The organism is Nitrospina sp. P1_D6, assembly GCF_052156615.1.
Taxonomy (GTDB): domain Bacteria; phylum Nitrospinota; class Nitrospinia; order Nitrospinales; family Nitrospinaceae; genus Nitrospina.
The window spans coordinates 42800-64461 of the sequence record NZ_JBQKUN010000003.1 but is presented as its reverse complement, the minus strand read 5'-3'; the positions used below and the strand labels follow the sequence as shown (position 1 = coordinate 64461).

General features: G+C 57.4%; 19 protein-coding genes. 6 read left to right on the top strand and 13 right to left on the bottom strand.

Going from position 1 to position 21662, the window contains the following annotated elements:
- Nucleotides 1–70 precede the first annotated feature (70 nt).
- The 5 genes from gltX to ACTRXA_RS06455 all read right to left on the bottom strand — a co-directional run bounded on the left by gltX (nucleotide 71) and on the right by ACTRXA_RS06455 (nucleotide 5568).
- Nucleotides 71–1483, bottom strand: coding sequence for a glutamate--tRNA ligase (gltX, locus tag ACTRXA_RS06475; RefSeq protein ID WP_442426395.1), 1413 nt, complete (start codon nucleotides 1481–1483; stop codon nucleotides 71–73).
- Between the two features lie 192 nt (nucleotides 1484–1675).
- Nucleotides 1676–2116 (bottom strand): hypothetical protein, encoded by a 441-nt coding sequence (locus ACTRXA_RS06470; RefSeq protein ID WP_442426394.1) that lies wholly within the window; start codon nucleotides 2114–2116, stop codon nucleotides 1676–1678.
- A 113-nt stretch (nucleotides 2117–2229) separates the two neighbouring features.
- Nucleotides 2230–2631 carry a hypothetical protein gene (locus ACTRXA_RS06465; protein WP_442426393.1) on the bottom strand — a complete coding sequence of 134 codons (402 nt, stop codon included), beginning with the start codon at nucleotides 2629–2631 and terminating at the stop codon, nucleotides 2230–2232.
- A 343-nt stretch (nucleotides 2632–2974) separates the two neighbouring features.
- Nucleotides 2975–3631 carry a response regulator gene (locus ACTRXA_RS06460; RefSeq protein WP_005009109.1) on the bottom strand — a complete coding sequence of 219 codons (657 nt, stop codon included), beginning with the start codon at nucleotides 3629–3631 and terminating at the stop codon, nucleotides 2975–2977.
- 17 nt (nucleotides 3632–3648) lie between these two features.
- Nucleotides 3649–5568, bottom strand: coding sequence for a GAF domain-containing sensor histidine kinase (locus tag ACTRXA_RS06455; RefSeq protein ID WP_442426392.1), 1920 nt, complete (start codon nucleotides 5566–5568; stop codon nucleotides 3649–3651).
- A gap of 179 nt (nucleotides 5569–5747) precedes the next feature.
- Here ACTRXA_RS06455 and ACTRXA_RS06450 point away from each other — a divergent pair, with 179 nt between their 5' ends.
- Complete coding sequence (locus ACTRXA_RS06450) at nucleotides 5748–6242, top strand: hypothetical protein (protein WP_442426391.1); 495 nt, start codon at nucleotides 5748–5750, stop codon at nucleotides 6240–6242.
- A gap of 28 nt (nucleotides 6243–6270) precedes the next feature.
- Nucleotides 6271–7146: a hypothetical protein gene (locus tag ACTRXA_RS06445; protein ID WP_442426390.1), complete on the top strand. Its 876-nt coding sequence runs from the start codon at nucleotides 6271–6273 to the stop codon at nucleotides 7144–7146.
- Nucleotides 7147–7167: 21 nt separating this feature from the next.
- Here the strand turns inward: ACTRXA_RS06445 and ACTRXA_RS06440 are convergent, their stop codons facing one another.
- The 4 genes from ACTRXA_RS06440 to recG all read right to left on the bottom strand — a co-directional run bounded on the left by ACTRXA_RS06440 (nucleotide 7168) and on the right by recG (nucleotide 13582).
- Complete coding sequence (locus ACTRXA_RS06440; RefSeq protein ID WP_442426389.1) at nucleotides 7168–8598, bottom strand: esterase/lipase family protein; 1431 nt, start codon at nucleotides 8596–8598, stop codon at nucleotides 7168–7170.
- Nucleotides 8599–8704: 106 nt separating this feature from the next.
- The gene (locus ACTRXA_RS06435; protein ID WP_442426388.1) at nucleotides 8705–10897 is read right to left on the bottom strand and encodes a M1 family metallopeptidase; all 2193 of its coding nucleotides are present in this window, start codon (nucleotides 10895–10897) and stop codon (nucleotides 8705–8707) included.
- Nucleotides 10898–10912: 15 nt separating this feature from the next.
- A complete protein-coding gene (locus ACTRXA_RS06430; RefSeq protein WP_237099058.1) occupies nucleotides 10913–11284 on the bottom strand; it encodes a NusG domain II-containing protein in 372 nt (123 codons plus the stop codon).
- A gap of 84 nt (nucleotides 11285–11368) precedes the next feature.
- Nucleotides 11369–13582, bottom strand: a complete 2214-nt coding sequence (recG, locus tag ACTRXA_RS06425) for an ATP-dependent DNA helicase RecG (RefSeq protein WP_442426689.1) — start codon at nucleotides 13580–13582, stop codon at nucleotides 11369–11371.
- Between the two features lie 106 nt (nucleotides 13583–13688).
- Here recG and ACTRXA_RS06420 point away from each other — a divergent pair, with 106 nt between their 5' ends.
- Nucleotides 13689–15902, top strand: a complete 2214-nt coding sequence (locus ACTRXA_RS06420) for a RelA/SpoT family protein (protein ID WP_442426387.1) — start codon at nucleotides 13689–13691, stop codon at nucleotides 15900–15902.
- Nucleotides 15903–15925: 23 nt separating this feature from the next.
- Here the strand turns inward: ACTRXA_RS06420 and rpmB are convergent, their stop codons facing one another.
- Together rpmB and flgM are read right to left on the bottom strand one after the other, a co-directional pair.
- Nucleotides 15926–16153, bottom strand: coding sequence for a 50S ribosomal protein L28 (rpmB, locus tag ACTRXA_RS06415; RefSeq protein WP_005009135.1), 228 nt, complete (start codon nucleotides 16151–16153; stop codon nucleotides 15926–15928).
- 181 nt (nucleotides 16154–16334) lie between these two features.
- Nucleotides 16335–16664: a flagellar biosynthesis anti-sigma factor FlgM gene (gene flgM / locus ACTRXA_RS06410; RefSeq protein WP_442426386.1), complete on the bottom strand. Its 330-nt coding sequence runs from the start codon at nucleotides 16662–16664 to the stop codon at nucleotides 16335–16337.
- Between the two features lie 260 nt (nucleotides 16665–16924).
- On the opposite strand from flgM, the gene ACTRXA_RS06405 reads away from it, so the two are divergent.
- Entirely contained in the window at nucleotides 16925–17356 is a 432-nt protein-coding gene (locus tag ACTRXA_RS06405; RefSeq protein ID WP_442426385.1) for an NUDIX domain-containing protein, read from the top strand.
- Nucleotides 17357–17370: 14 nt separating this feature from the next.
- Nucleotides 17371–18291 carry a M28 family peptidase gene (locus ACTRXA_RS06400; RefSeq protein ID WP_442426384.1) on the top strand — a complete coding sequence of 307 codons (921 nt, stop codon included), beginning with the start codon at nucleotides 17371–17373 and terminating at the stop codon, nucleotides 18289–18291.
- A gap of 9 nt (nucleotides 18292–18300) precedes the next feature.
- On the opposite strand, the gene ACTRXA_RS06395 is transcribed toward ACTRXA_RS06400, so the two are convergent.
- Together ACTRXA_RS06395 and ACTRXA_RS06390 are read right to left on the bottom strand one after the other, a co-directional pair.
- Nucleotides 18301–19665, bottom strand: coding sequence for a tetratricopeptide repeat protein (locus ACTRXA_RS06395; protein ID WP_442426383.1), 1365 nt, complete (start codon nucleotides 19663–19665; stop codon nucleotides 18301–18303).
- 190 nt (nucleotides 19666–19855) lie between these two features.
- Entirely contained in the window at nucleotides 19856–20272 is a 417-nt protein-coding gene (locus ACTRXA_RS06390; protein WP_442426382.1) for a DUF4399 domain-containing protein, read from the bottom strand.
- A 436-nt stretch (nucleotides 20273–20708) separates the two neighbouring features.
- On the opposite strand from ACTRXA_RS06390, the gene ACTRXA_RS06385 reads away from it, so the two are divergent.
- The gene (locus ACTRXA_RS06385; protein WP_442426381.1) at nucleotides 20709–21620 is read left to right on the top strand and encodes an Mrp/NBP35 family ATP-binding protein; all 912 of its coding nucleotides are present in this window, start codon (nucleotides 20709–20711) and stop codon (nucleotides 21618–21620) included.
- Nucleotides 21621–21662: the final 42 nt, after the last annotated feature.

Sequence of the window (21662 nt, the reverse complement as noted above, 5' to 3'; positions counted from 1 at the left end):
CTTCGTCGCCTGCGGCTCCTCGTAAAAGAACGAAAGGTAGAACCCCCCTAGCCCCCCTCATAAGGGGGGACTAATCAACCCCATTGCGCAGGCGGGTGAGGGAGCGGTTCTTGCCCAGCATTAAGAACAAGTCGTAGATGCCGGGGGAGGCGGTCTGGCCGGTGAGGGCGACGCGGACGGGCTGGGCCAGGTTCTTCAATTTGATGCCTTCTTCCTCGATCACCTGCTTGAACAGGGCCTCAATGGCGTCGTGCTCCAAAGGCTCGTCCATCTTCTCCAGCCCCGCGCACAACTTCTCGAACCACGGTTTCACCTCTGGCGTAAGAAACTTCTCCTTCGCCTTCTCATCGAACTCCACTTCGTCCTTAATGTAAAACGCGGCGCCTTGGGCCATCTCCACCAGCGTCTTGGCGCGTTTCTGCAGGGGCGGGACGATGCGCGCGATTTCGTCAAGCGAACGGCCGTGCCCTTCAGCCAGCAATCCTTCCTGCACCAGAACCGGTTCCAGGTGTTTCGCCAGTTCCTGCGGCGGGCTGGTCTGGATCCATTGCTCGTTGACCCACAGCAGTTTTTCCGGATTGAACACGGCGGCGGAGATGGTGACGTTCTCCAGCGCGAAGTGCTGGATCATTTCCTCCAGCGTGAACAGTTCCTGGTCGCCGTGCGACCAGCCGAGCCGTGCCAGGTAATTGATGAGCGCGTGCGGCAGGTAGCCCTGCTTTTTGTATTCGAGGGTCGAGGTGGCGCCGTGGCGTTTGCTCAACCGCGTTTTGTCGGGGCCGAGGATCATCGAGATGTGCGCGAACTCGGGCCGCGCCGCGCCGAGGGCGTCGTACAGCAATACCTGCTTCGGTGTGTTGGACAGGTGGTCGTCGCCGCGGATGACGTGGGTGATCCGCATGTCGGCGTCGTCCACCACGACGACGAAGTTGTAGGTCGGCGTGCCGTCGGTGCGTTGCAGGATGATGTCGTCCATTTCCTTCAATTCAAAATTCACGTTGCCGCGCAGGATGTCCTTGACGGTGACCGTCCCCTTCTTAGGCGCCTTGAAGCGGAGCACATGCGGCTGGTCGGTGGGCTGGTCCGTGCGGTTGCGGCAGGTGCCGTCATAGCGCGGATTCTCGCCCGCCGCCTGCTGTGCCTTGCGTTTGGCTTCCAGTTCTTCCGCCGTGCAGTAACAGCGGTAGGCCTTGCCCGCGTCCAGCAGGTTCGATAGCTGTTCGCGGTAGCGGTCCTGCCGTTCCATCTGGCGGAACGGGCCTTCGTCGTAGTCGAGGCCGAGCCACTGCATGGCCGAGAGGATCTCCTGGATGGATTCGTCGGTGGAGCGGGAGAGGTCGGTGTCTTCGATGCGCAGGATGAAGGTGCCGCCGTGGTGGCGGGCGTAGAGCCAGTTGAACAGGGCGGTGCGCACGCCGCCGATGTGCAGGGTGCCGGTGGGGCTGGGGGCGAAACGGACGCGGACTTGCTGATTTTCGGTCATGGGGTTCGGGTTCCTCGGTTAAAGCGGTTGGAATGTGAAGAACAGTTTTACACCAAACGGGCGGGGGTTGCCAAGATGAGGGCACAAAAAAACAGCCGGCAGGGGCGTGCCGGCTGTTTCCTTGGGTAAGGGAGTGTCCGCTGTAACGGTTAGAGCTCGAATGTTACTCCCACAGGGGTCCTGATTTGCTGATTACTGACAGGTAACCTTAACGGTGTTGGTGCCGGTGTTGGTGAACCGTACCAGACCGCTGATGTCACCAATGGAGTCACCGCGGCTGAAAGCCGGCTGGCCGGTCAGGACAACCTTGTTGCGGCCCATGGTTCCCATCGGCTTGATACCAACCTTACCGTGGTCGGTCGTGGTCAGGGACTGGTTGCTGTCGTTCGGGCCCAAGGTCAGGGGCACGGTGGTGGCGTTGGAAGACTTCCATACCACCAGGCTCGCGGTACCGCGATCGTTGGCGGTGTGACCGAACTCACCAGCAGCTTTGTTCGGGATGGTGTCAACTTCTACCGTGATTTGTTTGGCATCGTTGCAGGACGTGGATTCACCGGGTTTGATGGTTCCGGCAAACGCCGTGCCGCTGAAGGCAACAACGCACAGAGCAGTCAGCAAAGAAATCTTTTTCATTCCTCGGCTCCTTTCATCGTGATGTGAGGATAATAAAAATGAAACATTAAAATGATTAAATAGAAACTTTCCTAAAAACAAAAATTTGCTCCCCGCTGTAGCTTCAGGAATTCTTACGTGGACTGGAGCTTGACCACGTTGACACGAACACAAGACTGTTGGAAAACGGTGGCGTGTTTGGGCTTCCATTCGTAACAAATCCGATAGGTTCCCTGGGCGGTGAATTCCAGGTCCATGGACTGACCGGGCTGGAAAGCCTGAACACGCACCATATTTTTATCCGGGTTGACCCGCGCAATGGATGTATTGTGGATCACCCGGTCCAAATCGTTTTGAACACGCACCGATTTACCGGCTGGGACATGATAGGTGTACTCGGAAGCCTCCCCTTCAACGGTGGTCAGGGAAATGGTGCGGAGGAGGTAAGTTTCCGCATCAGCCGGAATGGTCGTGGTTAAAAATGCGGCCGCAGTGACGAGGGCGGCAAGCAGGACTTTTCGGGAAAACGGGTTCACAATTTTCCTTTCCTTCGGATTGCGTCGGTCAGAATCTCATTACCTTAATTTAGAGAAACGCAATGTCGAAAAGAGCAAAGTGATTGTTATGCCCAATACTGAGATTCCAAGTTAAGGTGGAGTTTAATAAAAGGTGGGAAGGTTAACTATCAGCGTATGGCTATTTCTGTTGTAGGAAAATAACCTACTCAAAATAGAATTTAGTGAAGCTTTTTTAGGGTAAGCCTGGCCGGGATTTATTCTTATCTGTTGTCGTATTTTTTCGATTTAGGAAGATAAAAGGAGAGGCTGGGATTTTTCGGTCACAAAAACCGGAGGCGGGAGTTGCGCTACCGTATTTTAGTTAAATGAGGCTGTAATTGATTGCGTAATGAATCAGTTCCGCATTCTTTTTCATTTTCATTTTTTCCAGAATGCGGGACCGATGCGTGCTGATGGTCTTCACACTCAACGACAATTCGTTGGCGATCTCTGTCAACGATTTGCCACGCGCGATCATGAGGAACACCTGGTACTCGCGATCCGACAGCGTTTCGTGCAGCGGTTTGTTGGTTTCGAGGAAATCGAAAGCAAGTCGTTCGGTGATTTCCGGGCTGGCGAATTTTCCACCCTGGGACACCTTGCGCACTGCGTGGAGCAGCGTGTCGAGAGCGCTTTCCTTGGTGAGGTATCCCGCCGCGCCGGCTTTGATGAAGCGCACCGCGTACTGGTTTTCCGGGTACACGCTCATGATGAGGATGGGCAGTTTGGGATATTCCGTCTTGATTTGCTTCACGACCTCCAGGCCGTCTTTTCCCGGCATGGAAATATCCAGGATCACCAGGCTCAATTCCTGGTCACGGATTTTGTCCAGAACATCGTTCCCATTGTCTGCTTCCGCGATGATTTCGATGTCGGGCGTTTCCGAAAACGCGTTTTTGAGTCCACGGCGAAACAGGGGGTGGTCATCTGCGATCAGAATTCTGATCTTTTTCTTCGAGGTCAGAACTTCAGTTGTCATTATTGATAACTCCTAGATTAGTTTCTGCTGATGTTGATGGTTACCAACGTACCCTCGTTGGGTTTGCTTACAAAGTTCACGGAGCCCCCCCAGACCCGTGCCCGTTCCTGCATGCCCAGAATGCCAAGGGAATGGCCGTTTTTCAGTCTGTCCGGGGTGATGCCCACCCCATCATCCTGAACATGCAATGATACCATACCATTTTCATCACTCAGTTTCACGCTCACATTCTCCGCCTTGGAATGCCGCGCGACGTTGGTGAGCGTTTCCTGGAAAATACGAAACAAGGTGGTGGACCGTTCCTTATCCAGGTTTTCAGGTTCGCTGTCGCAATCGAATTCAAATTGAATGCCCGTCAACCGTTCGAATTCCTGACCCTGCCAGGAGATGGCTTCCTCCAGGCCAAAGTGATCGAGAATCGGCGGGCGCAGGTCGTGGATCAACTGCTTGACCGTCGGGATGGTCTGGTCGATCAGCTCGATCACCGTTTCTGCGTTTTCCTTGAGCTCCGGGTGTCTGCCTTCCAGCTTCTTGCACAGCCGCGCCACCTCCAGCTTCATTGTGGTCAGCACCTGCGCCATCTCGTCGTGGATTTCGCGGGCGATGCGCGACCGTTCTTCTTCGCGGACCGTTTCCAGTTTGTTGTAGAGGTTGCGCAACTGCTGGCGGGAACGTTCGATTTCCTCTTCTGCAAGCTTGCGTTGCGCTGCAACGCTCAACAGATACGCGAGCCCGTCCAGAAGCCGGCGCTCTTCCTTGACAAAAGGGCCTTCCTCCGAATCCGGTCTTTCCTCCAGGTAACAGACCACCAGCGATCCCTGCTGAACGCCGTGGATGGTGAGCGGTGCGGACATGGTCCACGGCGTTTCCCGGAAATCCGGCGGAGCGAACGCCTCTTCACCAAAGACGACCTTGACGCGGGTGATCTCCGGGTATTGCCAGGCCGAGGCCACATAGGACTGCAGGTTGTTGAACACCTCGCGGATGGTTTTCGCATTGGCGATCAGGTTGGCCACATTGTAAAGGCATGTCTGTTCGTTGACGCGTTCCTTCAAAAAGTGAAGCAGTTGTTCCTGTTCGTCCTCGGCCCGTTTGCGCTCCAGAACGCGGCCCAGCAAGGTGCCGATGTGGCCCATGACTTCCAGCATGTCATCGTTCGGAGGTTCCGCACGTGGCGAGAAAAATTCCATGATGCCCGCCACCTCGTTGCCAATCAGGATGGGAAACGCAAACCCCGCCTTGACGCCGATGTTGGGGGACAACCGCGCGCGCGGGAAATTGGGGTCCTTGTTGACGTCAATGATCCAGGCAGGTTTGCCGTTGGCCAGCACACGACCGGGAAGCCCGATTCCGGAATCGAAGACGGTGCCTTCGGAGACGGAACGAAACGTCTGAAACTGTTCCGGGTTTTCCAGGTGCCAGGTGGTGGTGGAGACCAGGTTCGGATTGGCGGGGGAATTGACCAGGTACAGGTGACCCACAGGCCACCCCGCCTGATGACAGATGCGCCGCAGGCAGTACTGCAACGTTTCCTCCACAGCCCGCGTTTCGTTGGAAGCGACGGCGATGTCCTTGTGCAACTGCACAAAGGACCCTTGCCGTTGCAGCAACTGATAGGCATGGTCTTCCGACTTCTGTTGCACCAGGCACAGCCAGCCCGCAACCCAGATGGTCAGCGTGGAGCCCAACCTGTCCAGAAGTTCCTGATAAAGGTTGGGGCCGTCCAGTGCCAGATAAAACCCGATCATGTTCAGCATCGTGGCCAGAAGGGTGGCCATGATCAAAAAGTTTTTGTGGCGGATACGCAGTGCCGCAAGAACCAGAATCACATAAAAGAAGCCGTCGATCGTCCCTTCCGGCAAAAGCAGGTCGATGACGAACAAAAAGGCGGCAAGAATGCCCCACAATAACTTTACAAATTCAGGTCGTGATTCCACTTATGTGTACCCAATAAGGGGTGGGTCTGTGGGATTGATTGCAAAGCGAATATTATAATCAATTTGCCATACCTCCGCATAACTTATCTGCACGAAAACCGGTTTTCCTTGGTCCATGCAATTTATTTGCGGTAGTCTTTTAATAGTATTGCCAACCTTTGGAAGGACACCGTGGGGCCATGAAGACACGATGCTTCATACTGGTTTTGGTATTTTGGATATTTTCCAATTCTGCCTACGCTCACGAACAACGCGGCGAACTTATCCTTTACAAGGAGCCGTTATTCGAATTTGAGGATGCAAGGAAGATTGATTGTCAGGGATTGTATGATGTGGAGTCGGGAAACGATGTGTCCACCATGAAAGGTTTCCGGGATTACTGGTGCCAGGGCCGTTACACGCTGACTCTGGAGGGCCAACCGGGAAGGACGGTGACTCTGTTTGGACTTTTTGAGTACCGAAAGGATCGTGGATTTCTTGTGATCCGCAAAACCGACAACCGCAAAGTGTGGCTGATCAACCTGGACCTGCTTCCTGAAAACAAATGGGTGACGCGTCCCGCCGATGATAAGTCCGGTGGCGTGGAAATATATTTCCACGCGGCTCCGCAGTTCAGCCAGAACATCTCATCGGTCAAGTGGGGCAAATGGTGGGAGGGGGACAAACCCCAGTGATGGAACCCCTGTCGCGCGGGAGGGGATCATGCAGATTTCGGTAGTGGAATGCCGGTCCATCCTGACCCGCTCCACGGGATATTTGAAAAGGGTGTGCTCGCATTCGATGAATCCCTACACCGGCTGCGGTCTTGGCAAGTCCGCCTGCGGCGCCGCGTGCTACGTGCGATTCAACCCGTGGCTGACCCGCGGCCGCGAATGGGGCGGGTTCGTCGATGTCAAAACCAATGCGGCTGAGGTGTACCGCCGCACCGCCGACGCCGAACGCAGGTGGGCGCACAAACGTTCGCAACCGTTTTCCATCTTCCTTTCCAGTTCCACCGAACCCTGGCAGGCTGTGGAAAAAACCTACCGCATCACCCGGTCGCTATTGGATGCCCTCCTCGACGCGCCGCCAGATGAATTGATCCTGCAAACCCACACCACGGGCATCCGCGAAGACCTCGCACGCGTTCAGGCGCTGTCGAAGCTTTGCCGACTTCGCGTGCATGTATCCATAGAAGGCGATACCGGGCGTTTGCCCGGAATGCCGCCGCCTCCATCCAGACTGGAAGACCGTATTCGTCTGTTGCGGGAGTTGTCGGATGCGGGCATCATTGCGGTGGCCTGCATGGCGCCGCTATACCCTGTAAACGATCCGGATGCGTTTTTCAAAAAGCTGGCAAAGACGGGAATCGTGGGGGTGGTGATCGATCACTTCATCGAGGGTGACGGCACACCGGACGGGGCGCGGACTTTGAAAACCCCGCTTCCCCCCGCCATGGCACGGGTGAATCCGGACTCCATATATAAGGAATACCGCGACCACATGGCGGCCATCGCTGTTCGCTACCTGCCGGTCGGTATCTCGTCCGAAGGATTTTCCGGAGAATACCGCCGGACCCTGCCTTCCCCGGGGAGTTGATTCTTCCTCGGGGTTCCGCTCTCAGTGTTTGCGCGGTTTCACGCCGATGTGCACGTAGTTGTTGAACCGGTTGACGCGCAGTTCGATGAACGTCGTTGTGTTTTCGTAAAAGAAATTCTTCGGTGGTTTCAACGTGCCGCTGGTGTCATGGATGACGATGTTCTCGAGGTCCTTGTTTTCGTAATGGATTCCATCGTCCACTTTCGGCACGTGCACACGCATGCTGAGTGCGGGCTTGGCTCCCAGTGCTTCCTCCGCTTTATTTAAAAATGCACGGATTTCCTCCAGGTCCACCAGGAACCGCCGGAAGCTGGCGTCGGTCTGGTTGGTGTGGAAGTTGGCTGTCAGGATTTCGTGCACCTCCTGGCTCAGGTCCTGTTCCAGTTTGTCCATTTTGGAATCGTCGGCGAGCCCTTTCTTCGACAGGCGGTGCGGACGGAAAATGAAAAACTCCACCGTGAAGTCCTTGATCGAATCGCCCAGGTCGTCCACCGCGTGCAGAACGAACTGCTGGAACCGCGGCTTCTGGGTTTTCTGGTAACAGCTTTCCGTGTACTGCTCGAGGTCGTTGATGAATTTTTCGAAATCCTTGGGCGTCTTCGTGGTGAGCGCCCTCAGGATGAGCCCGCCGACCATCCCCTTGTCGCCGGTCTTGGGGGAGGTGGGTTCGACGATGGAACCATGGTCCACGCCCGCAATCACGCCGAAACCGAAATCGTCCGGCGGATTCTGGTACGCCCAGTCGTGGTGCTGTCTCGCCGGGTCCTTGCCGGAATGGGAAAAGTCGAGCACCAGCTTGGCGGTGTCGAGAGAGGTGCCGGCGATGACCACGGTGCCGTCGGTGCCCGGTTTGTTCACCCAGCCGCGCAGGCCTTCGTAGTCTTTCAAGCCGACGAGGATGGTCGTCTGGATCTGCTTGCGGTTGTAATAAGGTTCCTCCCGCAACACATCTTCGTGCGCCAGGTCCCACTGGTAGGGGCTGGCCAGCTCCAGGCCGTTCAGTAGGTTGCGGCCGACTTCCAGCATGTCGCCGATCTTCCACCTTCCTTTAAACAGGCTCCCCATGAACGATTTGCCGCGGTGCGCCAGCGGCGAGCCGAAGTTCGCCGGGGCCAGCATGACCAGCCGCTTCACCGGGCACTGGTCGATGCGGTCGTGGTAGTACTGCCAGATCCAGTGGCGGATCACCAGCCCGCCGGTGGAATGCACGATCACGTTCACGTCCTTCAGCTTGTTGCCGTCAGCGTCGATGAGGCCGTTTTCGATCATCTGGTCGTTCAGTCCGTCCACCACGTCGTTGAAGGTGATGTTGTCTTCGCGCGATTCGTAATCGGCGTAAAGGATGGTCTGCACCGTGCCGACCTTGTTGTCGACCAAAAACTGTTTGAGTTTTTTGAACGAGTTGGAGCAGTCGCTCCAGCCGTGGATGATCAGGGTGGTGTCTTTGGCCATGGTGGAGTCCTTTCCGGAACAGTTGAAACGGTGAGGGGCGCCGCTTTGGAATGCGGAAATTATACTTCAGGAAACGGGGAAGGCCAAATTTAGTTGGCCCGTGCGGTCATTCCGGCCGGGTGGGGGTGAGTGGCGGGCGCGGCGAAAGGGTGTAGTCGCCTGTAACGAAGGTGGTCATCAGGGCACTGCGGTCGCCGGGCCAGACCCCTTTTTCCTGGTTGTCGGGGGCGAAACCGGAGAACACGAGGTACCCGTACTTCCCGTAGTGAGGCAGTTTGCGCATGAGTCCCGGAATCGCGGCGGCGGTGTGCGGGATCACCCAGGTCACGGAGTGCCCGGGGTTTTGCGGGTTCGGCAAGGTGAAAATAAAACTGTTCTCTTCATACATATACAGTTTGCCGTTCACGGTGATGCCGAGTTCTCCGGGATAGACGCCGAACTCCGCCAGCTTCGGCAGGAGGGCCTGAGCTTTCAGGTTGTGGCGACCGAACACCCACGCGGCGGTATCGCCGCCGAAATCGTAAACCTGGTCGAGCACCATGTCGGACAGGTTGTCCACCGAGGTGGCGAACGCGTGAAAGCCTTCGATGAGGTCGCGCGACGACACGCTGGGCATCACCGCCACGGCCTTGCCGTCGCCGTAGGTCTGGCCGATGCTGGCGGGCACTTCCCTGCGGTCGAGTTTGCGGAACACGTCGTAATACGGATCGAGCATGACGGCTTTCGGTTCGCCGTCCACGAACACGGTGACGTGTTGCACCGGTTGGGGATCGATGGACACCAGTTCGATCTTCGGTTGGTCTGCGCCTTCGTACCACACCGCCACCGGCAGTTGAAACGCGAACAAGGGGCGGGCCTGCTTCTGTTTTATTTCCAGCGTCAGGCGGTAAGCGTCGGGAAACGGTTCCACCGTGGTGTGGACCAGTTCCAGTTCCGGTGCGCCCTTCTCCTCAATCCACTGACGGAAGAACGTGTCGAGGTTTCTCCCGTGATACAGCTCGAAGTGAGCGCGCAGGTGTTCGAACCCGGCGCGGTGAAATCGTTGTGTGAAATAAAAATCCGCCAGCGCTTCCAGGAAGATCCTGTCGCCCACCTCCAGCCTCAGCATGTTGAGCACCATCAGCAGTTTGCCGTAGCCGATGGCCTGCGACGCCATGCTGTGCCGTGACATGAATTTCGCGATGGGGATTTCATTCTGAGTGTTGACGTAGTTCAGGTACTTGATCAGCCGCTGAAAGCGGTAATCCGGCCCATGGCCGTCCAGCTGTTGCAGGAGGTGGTCGGCGAGGTAGGCGGTGAGGCCCTCCGACCAGTTGCCGCCGGTCGCATCCACATACACGCCGTTGCCCCACCAGTTGTGCAGGATCTCGTGCGGGAACGAGGTGTGCAGGATGAAAGGGAAACGGATGATGCGCGAGCCCAGCAGGGTGAACGACGGCATGCCGTAACCGGTCTGCACCGAATTCTCCACCAGCGCGAACTTGACGAACGGGTATTCGCCCAGCAGGCGATCGTAAAAGCGGATGTAACTTTTGGCCGCATCGAGGTACTTCTGCGCCAGTGTTTCGTCCGGAGAGCGAAGGAAGGCGTAGAGGGTGACGTCTTCGTAGCGGTCCTTGTACTCGATGTAGCGGTCTGCGACGATGTAGATTTCCTGCATCGGGTCGTCGCACTGCCACAGCGTGTGGCGCGGACCGTTGTGCGTGGTCTCGCGGATGCGTTTGCCCTGGCTGATGACTTTCAGGTCGCGGGGCGTTGCCACGCCGAGTGCGAAGGTCATGAGCGACTCGCCCGACTTGCTTTCCAGCCGCGGATAAAAATAACTCTCGGAAGAAAGAAAAATCCCCGTATCTTTTTCACCCTCTTCGCCGGGCACGGCTTCCCTCCCTGAATCGCTTTCCGGCCGCAGGGGGTCGTGATACCGTCCTTCATAACGAAACAGCACCTGCAGGAAATCCGGCCACTTCTTCCCATCCGGCTTTTGGATGACGATGTGCTGGCGCGGCGGCAGGTCCCCGGCGGCGTCCTCCACTTTCGTCACCTCGGTCTTCCATTCGCCCTGGTGCGGGATTTCGACTTTAATGATGTTGTAAGCCGCGTGCAGGGTGAACGTCAGCGACTCGCCGGACAGCGAATTGGGGTAGAGGGTGAGGGTGTCCTCGATCCGGGCGTGATGCCGATCCGGGTCGAGCGTCACCGACAGCTTGTGATTGATGGGCCGGTGGAACGACTGGGCGAATGCGGAAACGCTTGCCGAAAGGCAGACCAGAATGAGGGTGAAAGTGAGAAAACGTTTCATTTATAAGAATCAGGATCAGGACACCACGGCGTCGATGCCCCGGTAGGTGCTTCCGAGAATGCGCACCACCACGCGATTCGGCAGGCATGCGGCGATGCGGTCGGCATACTGAATGTACCCGGACTTGATGCACAGCTTGCGACTGCAGGGCGATTTCAGGATGCGCGCCTTGCCGTCCTGAATCTGCACTTCCGTCTCACCCAGCGGACCTTCCACGTGGACGAGCTGGTTTTTCTTGAGAGGCAGGCGCTTCACCTCCTTCTGGCTGACCTCGATGACCACCCAGTCCCCGGCGGTGCGGGTGTAGTCGATCCCCGAAAACAGGGCGAGGTTGGCCGCGAACAGGCAGGCGATGAGAATTTTGTCGGCGCGGGTCGGTTTCAGCATGATTCGGTGTTCAATCGGTTAGTCCGTTTAAGTGTATCACGGGCCGGGTCAGGGGAAAACCGCGAGAAAGGGGGGCTGGTATTTTTAAAGAATATTGAGCAGGTCCAGCCGTCCGCCCAGCTTGTCCTCCAGGGTTTGACGAAGCGGCTGGTGGCCGGGGTCTTTCAGCCAGGGATCGCGGTCGATCAGCGCGAAGGCTTCCTTGCGCGTGGTCTGGATCATGCGAAGATCGCGCACCAGGTCGGCGAAACGAAGCGTCGGCATCCCCGCCTGCCGTGTGCCCAGGAAGTCACCGGGACCGCGGATCTTGAGGTCCTGCTCGGCGATGACGAAGCCGTCGCCGGATTTCAGCATGGCGTCGATGCGCGCCTCCGCGTCTTCCGACAGGGGCGGGTAGGTGACCAGCAGGCAGTGCGAGGCGTGGCCGCCGCGTCCCACCCGTCCGCGCAACTGATGCAGTTGAGCCAGGCCGAAGCGTTCGGCGTGTTCGATCAGCATCACCGTCGCATTGGGCACGTCGATGCCGACCTCGATCACCGTGGTGGCGACCAGAATATCCACCCGGCCTTCGTTGAACGCGGTCATGATGGCCTGCCGTTCTTCTTTTTTCAGCTTGCCGTGGATGAGCGCCAGCCGGAGATCAGGAAAGCGCTGTTCGAGGTCGGTGTGCACCTCCTGCGCGGTTTTGAGCGGCATCGTCTCCGACTCCTCGATCAACGGACACACCACGTACGCCTGCCGACCCTGTTTGATTTCGCCGCGCAGAAACTGATACGCCTCGTCCCGGTGCTTTGCATCGTAACTGCGCGTGACAATGGGCTGGCGGCCGGGCGGCATTTCATCCAGGATCGACACGTCCATGTCGCCGTACAGGGTGAGGGCGAGCGAGCGCGGGATGGGCGTCGCGGTCATGATGAGCACGTGCGGCGCGGTGCCCTTCTTGCCAATGGCTTCGCGTTGCAGAACACCGAAGCGGTGCTGCTCGTCGATCACCACCAGGCCGAGGTCGTGGAAATCCACATCCTTTTGAATGAGGGCGTGGGTGCCGACGGCGATCTGGGTTTGACCCGTGCGGATGCGGTCCTGTATGGCCTGCTTCTCCCCCGCGGGCAGGGCGCTGGTGAGGAGATCGAGTTTCACTCCCAGTTTTTCGCAGTAAGGCAAAAGGTTCAGGTAATGCTGTTCCGCCAGCAGTTCCGTCGGCGCCATCATCGCTCCCTGCAAATTGTTGTCCACGGCGGTGAGGAGTGTGGTCAGGGCGACCAGGGTCTTGCCGCTTCCCACGTCGCCGTGCAGAAGGCGGTGCATGGGGCGCGATTTTTCAAGGTCGTCCATGATTTCGCCCAACGCCCGTTTCTGCGCTCCGGTGTATTCGAATTGCAGGAGCTTGACGAAGCGGTGAATCAAGTCGCCGCGGGTGGCCAGGGGGCGGCCGGGCACCTCCTGCCAGGCGTGTTTGCGTTTGAAAGCGAGGCCGACCTGCAGGAGAAACAGCTCCTCGAACACCAGACGGACCTGTTGCCGCGTGCGGAACAGGTGCAGGTGATCGGCGCGCGTGCCGGGGGGCGGAAAGTGTGTGTCCTGGTAGGCCTGCACGCGCGGAGTGAGTTTGTTGCGCTTCATCACGTCGGCGGGCAGGTATTCCTCCAGCAGCGGCGCGTAGAGGTCGACCAGGGTTTTCATGATGGTGCGCAGGGATTTCTGATGCAGGCCTTCGGTGGTCGGGTACACCGGAACGATGCGTCCCATTTCGAGCGTGGCCGGGGCGTCGTCTTCGGTGATCTCGACGTCCGGGTGGATGATTTCCAGCCCGGCTCCGAGGTAGGTGTTGTCTTTCGCCTTGCCGGAGACGATGCAGGTGCGGCCGATGGCGAAACGTTCCTTCATATAGGGCTCACGGAACTGGAACCACTTGCCGCGCAGGGTGCCGGTGTCGTCTTCGAAGATGACCTCGAACACCTTGCGCCTCCGCCCCAGCCGTATCGTCCCGGCGTTCAGGATGGTGGCGCGAAAGGTTGCGAACTCGCCGGGCCTGAGCTCGCCGATGGTCTGTACCCGGCTTCGGTCCTCGTAGCGGTGAGGCAGGAGGGCGAGACCGTCCTCGACGCAGGCGATCCCCAGTTTTTCCAGCAATCCCGCCCGCTTGGGCCCGACTCCCTTGACGTACTGGATGGAGTCGGAAAGCGACGGTTTTGGAGGTGCGGATTTGTTCTCGGCCATCGTGATAGTGCGGTCCTGAGTTTGGAGGAACGTGTCCGGTTGTTTGCGGCATCGTACCTTATGAAAAGGCTTCCTTATAAATGTTAATTGACTGGACCCCACGCCGGAAGTATCTTAAATAAATGTAAAAGCAATGATTATAAGCTCTTTGTAGGGGTTCCCGTCCGGGAAATCTCAACCGTGTATGCGTAAACTCAGCGAAATCACAGAAGCCGTCCAGGCCTACCATTCCACGGCCAACGTGGACATCATTCTCGACGCATACATTTATTCCGCCAAGGCCCACCGCGGGCAGAGCCGCCGTTCCGGCGAGGCGTACCTGTCGCATCCGATCGAAGTCGCCTACAACCTGACACGGCTGAAGATGGACGAGCGCACCGTCGCCGCCGGGCTCCTGCACGACACCATTGAAGACACCCTGGCCACCTCCGATGAGATTCGCGAACTGTTCGGCGACGAGATTTATGGACTGGTGGACGGGGTGACGAAGATCGGCGAGATCGAGTTTTCCAGCCATGAGGAAAAGCAGGCGGAGAACTACCGCAAAATGATCCTTGCCATGGCGCGGGATATCCGCGTGGTGATGATCAAGCTGGCCGACCGCGCCCACAACCTGCGCACACTGGGTTCCCTCGACGCCTCCCGTCAGAAACGCATCGCCCGCGAGACGCTGGACATTTACGCGGCGCTGGCCAACCGCCTTGGTATCGGCTGGCTCAAGGCCGAGCTCGAAGACGGGTCGTTCAAATACCTGCATCCCGAACAGTACCAGGCCATCGTCAACCGCATGCACAAGGGGCAGGAAGAACGCGACCAGCTGGTGAAAAACGTGTACACCCTGCTGGAAAAGGAACTCAAGACCGCCGAACTGGAAAGCGCCGTCACCGGACGTTCCAAGCATTACTACAGCATCTATAAAAAGATGGTGACCCAGAAGATCGACCTGGAAGACGTGTACGACCTGATCGGGGTGCGCGTCATCACCGACAGCGTGAAGGACTGCTACGCCGTGCTCGGGCTGGTGCACTCATTGTGGCGACCGATCCCCGGCAAGTTCAAAGATTACATCGCCATGCCCAAGCCGAACATGTACCAGTCCCTGCACACCACGGTGAACGGTCCCAACGGTCAGCGGGTGGAGGTGCAGATTCGCACGAAAGAAATGCACCGGGTGGCGGAAGAGGGCATCGCCGCGCACTGGCAATACAAGGATGGGGGAGGGCTGGCGAAAAACCTCGACGACCATTTGAGCTGGGTGCGGCGCCTGCTGGAAGACCAGAAAGAAATCAAGAACCCGAAGGACTTTTTGAGTTCCTTCAAGGTCGACCTGTTTTTCCAGGAGGTGTACGTATTCACACCGGAAGGCGACGTCATCGCCCTGCCGCGTGGGGCGACACCGGTCGACTTCGCCTACCAGGTTCATACCGACATCGGCAACCACTGCCTCGGCGCCAAGGTCAACGGCAAGATGGTGCCGCTTCGCTACAAACTGAAAAACGGCGACCGCGTCGAAATCCTGACCTCCCAGCAACGCCACCCCAGCCGCGACTGGCTGGGTTTTGTCAAAACCTCGAAAGCCCGCAACAAGATTTCCAACTACATCAACAGCCGCGAACGCCAGCAGAGCCTGGAACTGGGGCGGGAGATTCTTGAGGCGGAGGTGCGCAAATACGGGTCGGCGACGGGAGACCTGTTAAAAGGCAAGGCGTTGGACGAGGCTGCGCATGCCTGCGGCTACAACACGCTGGACAGCCTGTTCACGGCCATCGGGTTCGGCAAACTGCCGGCGCACCAGGTGGTGGAAAAGCTGCTGCCGAAAGAAACGCTGGAGGAGTATCGCAAAAAATCCACCACCGTCAAGGTGGCACGCAAACCTACGTCGAAAGATAAAGACATCGGCATCAAGGTCAAGAACTTCGGCGACCAGATGATGATCCGTATTGGAAAATGTTGCAACCCGGTTCCCGGTGACCCCATCATCGGTTACATAACGCGCGGCCGCGGCATCTCCGTGCATCACAAGGAGTGTCCCAGCGTCGAGGCCCTGACCAACGAAACCGAGCGCATGATCGAAGTGGAATGGGATACCGTGCACAAGACGCCGTTTCAGACGCCCCTTGCCATCGTGGGGGAGGACCAGCCCGGTTTGCTTGCCACCATCAGCAGTTTGCTCGCGTCACTGGATGTCAACATCACCCGGGCGAATGTGGTGCAGGCGACGCACAAGCGTGCGTTTTTCGAGCTGGATGTGGAGATCTTCGACCTCAGCCATCTCAAGAAAATACTGGAAGCGCTGAAAAAGACGAAGGGCGTGATTCACGCGGAGCGCGTGAAGGAATTCAAGAAAAAGGGTACGGACAAAAAACGGAAAGTGGGGGAAATCGGGAAGCAAAACTAGACGGGAAGGGGTCTTCCCGTCGTTCAGCCGGTGGCAGCCGTCTGGGCAGGCCGTTTGCTGGCCGGGACCTTCATTACCTTGCCCGCTTTCAGGCAACGGGTGCACACCTTCATCGTTTTAACCGCGCCTTTATGCACCACACGCAGTTTCTTGAGATTGGGAATCCACCGGCGCCGCGTCTTGTTATTGGCGTGGCTCACGTTGTTGCCGACCAAGGGACCCTTGTCACAGATTTCACATCGCTTGGACATACCATGCTCCTGACTTACAGCCGTTAAATAAAAGAACGTAAGTTACCACAGGCCCCGGAGAACGGCAAGGGGAAGATTCCAAAAAACAGGGAGGTGACCGGGATTTTCCTCATCCTGACCCCCGGGACACAAAAAAAGCCCGGCTTGGCGGCCGGGCTTTAAAACGAGGACAAGTTGGGGCTTATTCCAGAAACTTTGATTCGGTCAGGATTTCCTTCAAAATGCTTTCGGCCAGCACCTCGCTGTCCACATGGAACGTGCCGTTATCCACTTCGGATTTAATGCGGTTGATCTTTTCCGTCCGCACGTCGGGAGAAGTCTTGGCCACATCCAGAGCTTTCTGGATGGTTTGCGCTTTGGCGGAGAAGGCAATCTGCTCTCCCCCGGCGCTGGAAGCACGGGAGGAGGCGGTGGATGTGGGATCCGCCGGGTTGCTCTTGACGTTGGGTCCCTTCACCTTCTCCGGGGATACCTTGTTTCGGATTTTGAAATCGTCGCCCTGGATTTCCATGATAATCTGCGCTTTCCAGAATTTTTGAGTTGTTTTCCGGGGCCTGCCTGCGTGTTGTTTTGCCCCGCAGTATTATTATCGGTATCCGGTGAATAAACTTAAGGGCTTTTTTTGAGGGCCTGGGAGAAAACCCTTTTGTTCATTTAAGATATCTGTATTATAAAGGGTTGTCAAGGCACGACCCGGATCGGAAACATTCTTTACGATATGCCGAAACTTTTCCGGAGAGCCGGGAAGTTTGTTTATAGCTGTGAGTTTCAATGAGTTATAAAAACCCAGCTGTGGCGGTGGATTTGATCATCGAAGTCGAAAACCGGGGCATTGTCCTGATTGAGCGTAAAAACCCGCCCCATGGGTGGGCCCTGCCCGGTGGATTCGTCGACTACGGAGAGTCATTGGAAAACGCCGCCATCCGTGAGGCCCGCGAGGAAATCCAGCTGGATGTCCGCCTGCTGGGGCAGTTCCACAGCTATTCCCGTCCAGACCGCGATCCCCGCATGCACTGCATTTCAACGGTATTCCTGGCCCGCGCGGCAGGGGAGCCCAAAGCCGCGGATGACGCACGAAACTGCGCCTTGTTTCCACATGACCGCCTTCCGGATGAATTGGCGTTCGACCACGCGGAGATTCTGCGGGATTACCTGTCCAACCGCTGGGGTACCTCCCACCCGGCAGGTCCCGAACCTTCCTGATCCCGAGGCATGGTATGCGGCGATCACTATGGTTGGGGGGATTTTTCATGCTGATAATGGCCATTCTGCCCGCCCGGCTTCCGGGTGAACCCGATCCCGTTCAAAAATACCGCCCCGTTTTATGGGATCACCTGACGGAGTTGTGCGAAATCGGGCCCCGCTATCCCGGAAGCGAGGGGCACGCCAAAACCCGGGCCTACATCAGGAAGGTGGCGGAGAGCTATGCCGATTCATGGAAGGAGCAGGCTTTTGTCGCGCGGGTGGGTTACGCGGAAGAACTGCCGCTTTACAATTACGAACTCACCTTCAAGGGCACGGGAGACAAGCCGCCCATCCTGTTGGGTGCGCATTACGACACACGTCCTTTTGCCGACGAGGAATCCGATCCCCAAAAAGAAGCCCGGCCCATTGTGGGGGCCAACGACGGCGGGTCCGGAACCGCGGTTCTTTTGGCGATGGCGCAGTACTTTCATGAAAACCCGCCGGAGCGCACGGTCAAGCTTGTGTTCTTCGACGGAGAAGATTGGGGGCGGAGGGGGTCCGATGAGTATTTTCTGGGATCGACCTACTACGCCGAGCAGTTGAAAAAGGAAGACAAATCCACCTGGCCTGCGCGGGTGCTGGTGGTGGACATGGTGGCGCAGAAAAACCTCAAGATTTTTAAAGAGCAGTATTCTTTCCGCAGTTCCCCGAGTTTCATAGAATTCGTGTTCGACACGGCCAGGGAGCTGGGCGTGGACCAGTTTGTCCCCATGCTCCGTTATTCCGTACGGGACGATCACCTGCCTTTCATCTACATGAAAATTCCTTCCGTGCTGTTGATCGATTTCGATTACCCGCACTGGCATACCCTGGAAGACACGCTGGACAAATGTTCCGCGGACAGCATGCTGGCGGTGTTCCGGGTGGTACTGGAAACGGTCAGGCGGGTGTGAAGCGTGGGCTCAGGGCCGGGAGTCGAGGGCTTCCAGCTTGTTGCGGGCGTCTTCGTTCTGCGGATCGATCTGCAGGATGATGCGTAATTCGCGCCTGGCTTTCTCCCTGTCGCCCTGTCTGGAATGGATGTCGTGCAGGCTCCAGTGGAGAGAGAGGAAATCGACACCCATGCCCACGGCGGTGTGATACGCTCCGATGGCCTCGTCCCATTTGCCGATGCCGTAGTAGGCGTTACCCAGGTTGAAGTGGGCGACACCGAATTCCGGGTCCAGCGACAAGGCGCGCCTGAGAAACGGCACCGCTTCCTCGTAACGCTCTTTTTTGTTGAGCGCCGCCCCCAGATTGGATAGGGCCTGAATGAAGTTCGGGTGGATGTGGATGGCCTCGCGGAATTTTTCGATGGCCTTGTTCACGTCCCCCCGGCGGAAATACTGACCGCCCAGGTTGGACAGCGCTTCCGGAAACCGCGGATTGAGTTTGAGCGCTTTTTCATATTCGGCAATGGCGGCATCCATCTGCCCCAGCCCGCGATACGCCACGGCGAGATCATAACGGGCGGGCACGAAACCGGGATCGATCTTCAACGTTTTTTCAAACAGGCCGATCGCCGCTTCCGCATCGCCCAGCGCGTACAGGGTGAAATTGCCCCGGTAATACAACACCTCCTTGGTGTTCTTGTCGCGCTCGCGCAATTCATCGAAACTCAGAAGCCGGTTGTCCTGCAGGAAGGGTTTGACGAAGTCGATGGGCACGGCGAGATTGAGCGCACGGCCTTCCAGCGTGGCGATGCCGACCACCTGGTTGTCCCTGTTCACCACCGGTCCGCCGCTGAACCCGGGCTCAAACGGGGTGGTGGCATAAATGAAGGGGTGATCCGGAAGGGCCTGCGGATGCACGCCCAGTACAAAGCCGTAGGTTTGCACCAGGACCCCGTGCAGTCCTTGCTCCACCATTTCCACCGCGTGCGAAGGGTATCCCAGGGCGCTCAGGTAATCGAAGGTTTTCAGGCTGTTGGAATCGCCGATCTCCAGGGTGGAATACAGGTCGCCTTCCAGTTTCAGCGCCGCCACATCGCGCAGACGGTCCACGTTCAGCACCCCTTTCACGGTTTCCTGGGTTCCATCCGGGAACACCGCGCTCATGCTGGCCGCATCGATGAGAACATGGTAATTGGTGAGCACGGTGCCGTCCGGCCGCACAATGAACCCGCTCCCCGTGGACACCGTTTCGCCCTGTTTGTTTTTGGCAATCAACATGACGATGGCATTGCGATTGACCTCGTACGCAGCGGTTGGCGCCACGGAGGACAGGCAAAGCAGTACCGCGAAACATGCCGTGAGCAGGAATGAAACGGGTCGGGAAAAAGAACGCATAGAAGACCGGTCTGCCGCTGGGTGAGCGGCGTTTGATGGCTGACTAAAGGTTTGAAAACCCAACTTGAATGAATAAATTGTATCGGCTGGGAATAGCGATTACAACCGATTTCAGGAGGAAGGGAGCAGAAACAAAACACCCCCAGGCACCGCAACCCCAGGTGGGGTGGCGGGCATGGGGGTGGAGGTGTTACTGAACGTTGACAATCACCGTCGCGGTGATCGGAGGATTGTACGGGACATGATTTCCCTGGGCGAACAAGCCCCGGATGACATGCATGCCCGGCTCCAGACGGATCTCCTTGCAGGTGGAACCATCACCCATATGGATATGCTGGGCGTCCTTGCCGATGGGCTGGCTCAGGTCTTTGGGAAGGTCGGTATCCACCAGAATGTGGTGATGCCCTTTGCCTTCATTGACCCCCTTTTTGGCGGGTTCCACGGTGACGTTGTGCGTGACCAGGCACACCTTTACCGGGTTCTGCACCGTGGCGCCGTTGGACGGCTCGCTGATGGCGATGGCGCGGGTTCCCGCCAGGGCGGTGCCCGCCGTCAGGACCAGAAGGCTCAGCAACGTGACATGCAACTTGAAAAACAGCTTGCTCATTTAATCCTCTCCTTTTCTATCTACCAAGTCTATTGGCGATTGTGATTGCAGGATCGGCCCGGCTGAAACCCGCCGTGACGGCTGGCTTTCCCCCCCGGATGCCGATCCGGCCGAAAGTTCGGCAAATGAAATACCAAAAGAGTTGTGTGGAATGGTGAAAACCCCCGGGAGTGGGGATTTTCCGGGTTGGGATTCAACCCGTATGTCTGCATTTAGATCAAAATCAACTCAAATGGTTTCGTAATCATTCCAAAGATTGCCGGAATTGACCAGAAAAAAACGGGATGGGCTTATCATAATTCCCAAACGGTCCCGGTTTTATCTCTTTTCCTGTTTCCAAAAAGATTATATACTTTCAGAATAATTCAATGTTTTGAGACGTTTTCCCGCGCAGGGAGCCCCGCTCCCCGCCCGTCCATACGTTTGGGAGGTTTTAATGGAATTACCCGTAACCGGAGAGTGCCGCCTGCTTCACACCTGCGAGATGTGTGAGTACAACAACGACAACGACTGCAAGGCGGATCACAACGAGCACAACCGATGGCTGGTCAACGACCGGATGAACGCGATCAAATACAAGATCATCGTTGGCAGCAACAAGGGGGGAGTGGGCAAAAGCACGGTGACCACCAACCTCGCCATCGCGCTGGCGGAAAAAGGATTCAAGGTGGGCCTGGCCGATGCCGACCTGCACGGACCCAACATCCCGAAACTGATCAATGCCGAATCCGTCCGCCTGCGGGCTCACGACGACGGCATTTCGCCTTACGAAACCAAGAACGGTCTCAAGGTGGCCTCGCTCGGTTTCCTGATCGAAGACCCCAACATGCACATCGCCTGGCGGGACGCGGTGAAATACGATTTCATCATTGAACTGCTGGGCAACATCAACTGGGGCGAACTGGACTACCTGCTGATCGACCTGCCGCCGGGTACCGGAAACGAACAGATCACCATCATCGACTTCATCGGCGAAGTGGATGGATGCGTGGTCGTCACCACCCCGCAGGACCTGGCCCTGCTCGACGCGCGCAAGATGATTTCGTTCGCCCGCGACAGCAACGTGCCCATCGTCGGCATCATCGAGAACATGAGCACCTTGGTCTGCCCGCACTGCGAAGGCGAGGTGGATGTGTTCCGCAAGGGAGGCGGCCAGAAACTGGCGGAGGAACTCGTCCTGCCCTATCTGGGAAGCATCCCACTGGATGGCGAAGTGGCGGAGCGTTCCGATACCGGTGACCCCATCGTTCTCGCCAAGCCGGACTCGAAAGTCACCAAGGCGTTTCTCAACCTGGCGGAAAACACGCACAAGTTCCTCAACCCAGAAGATGCCTTGAAAGCCAGTTGAAATCCGCGATACCATAAGATGTGAATTCGAAACAGGGGCTTC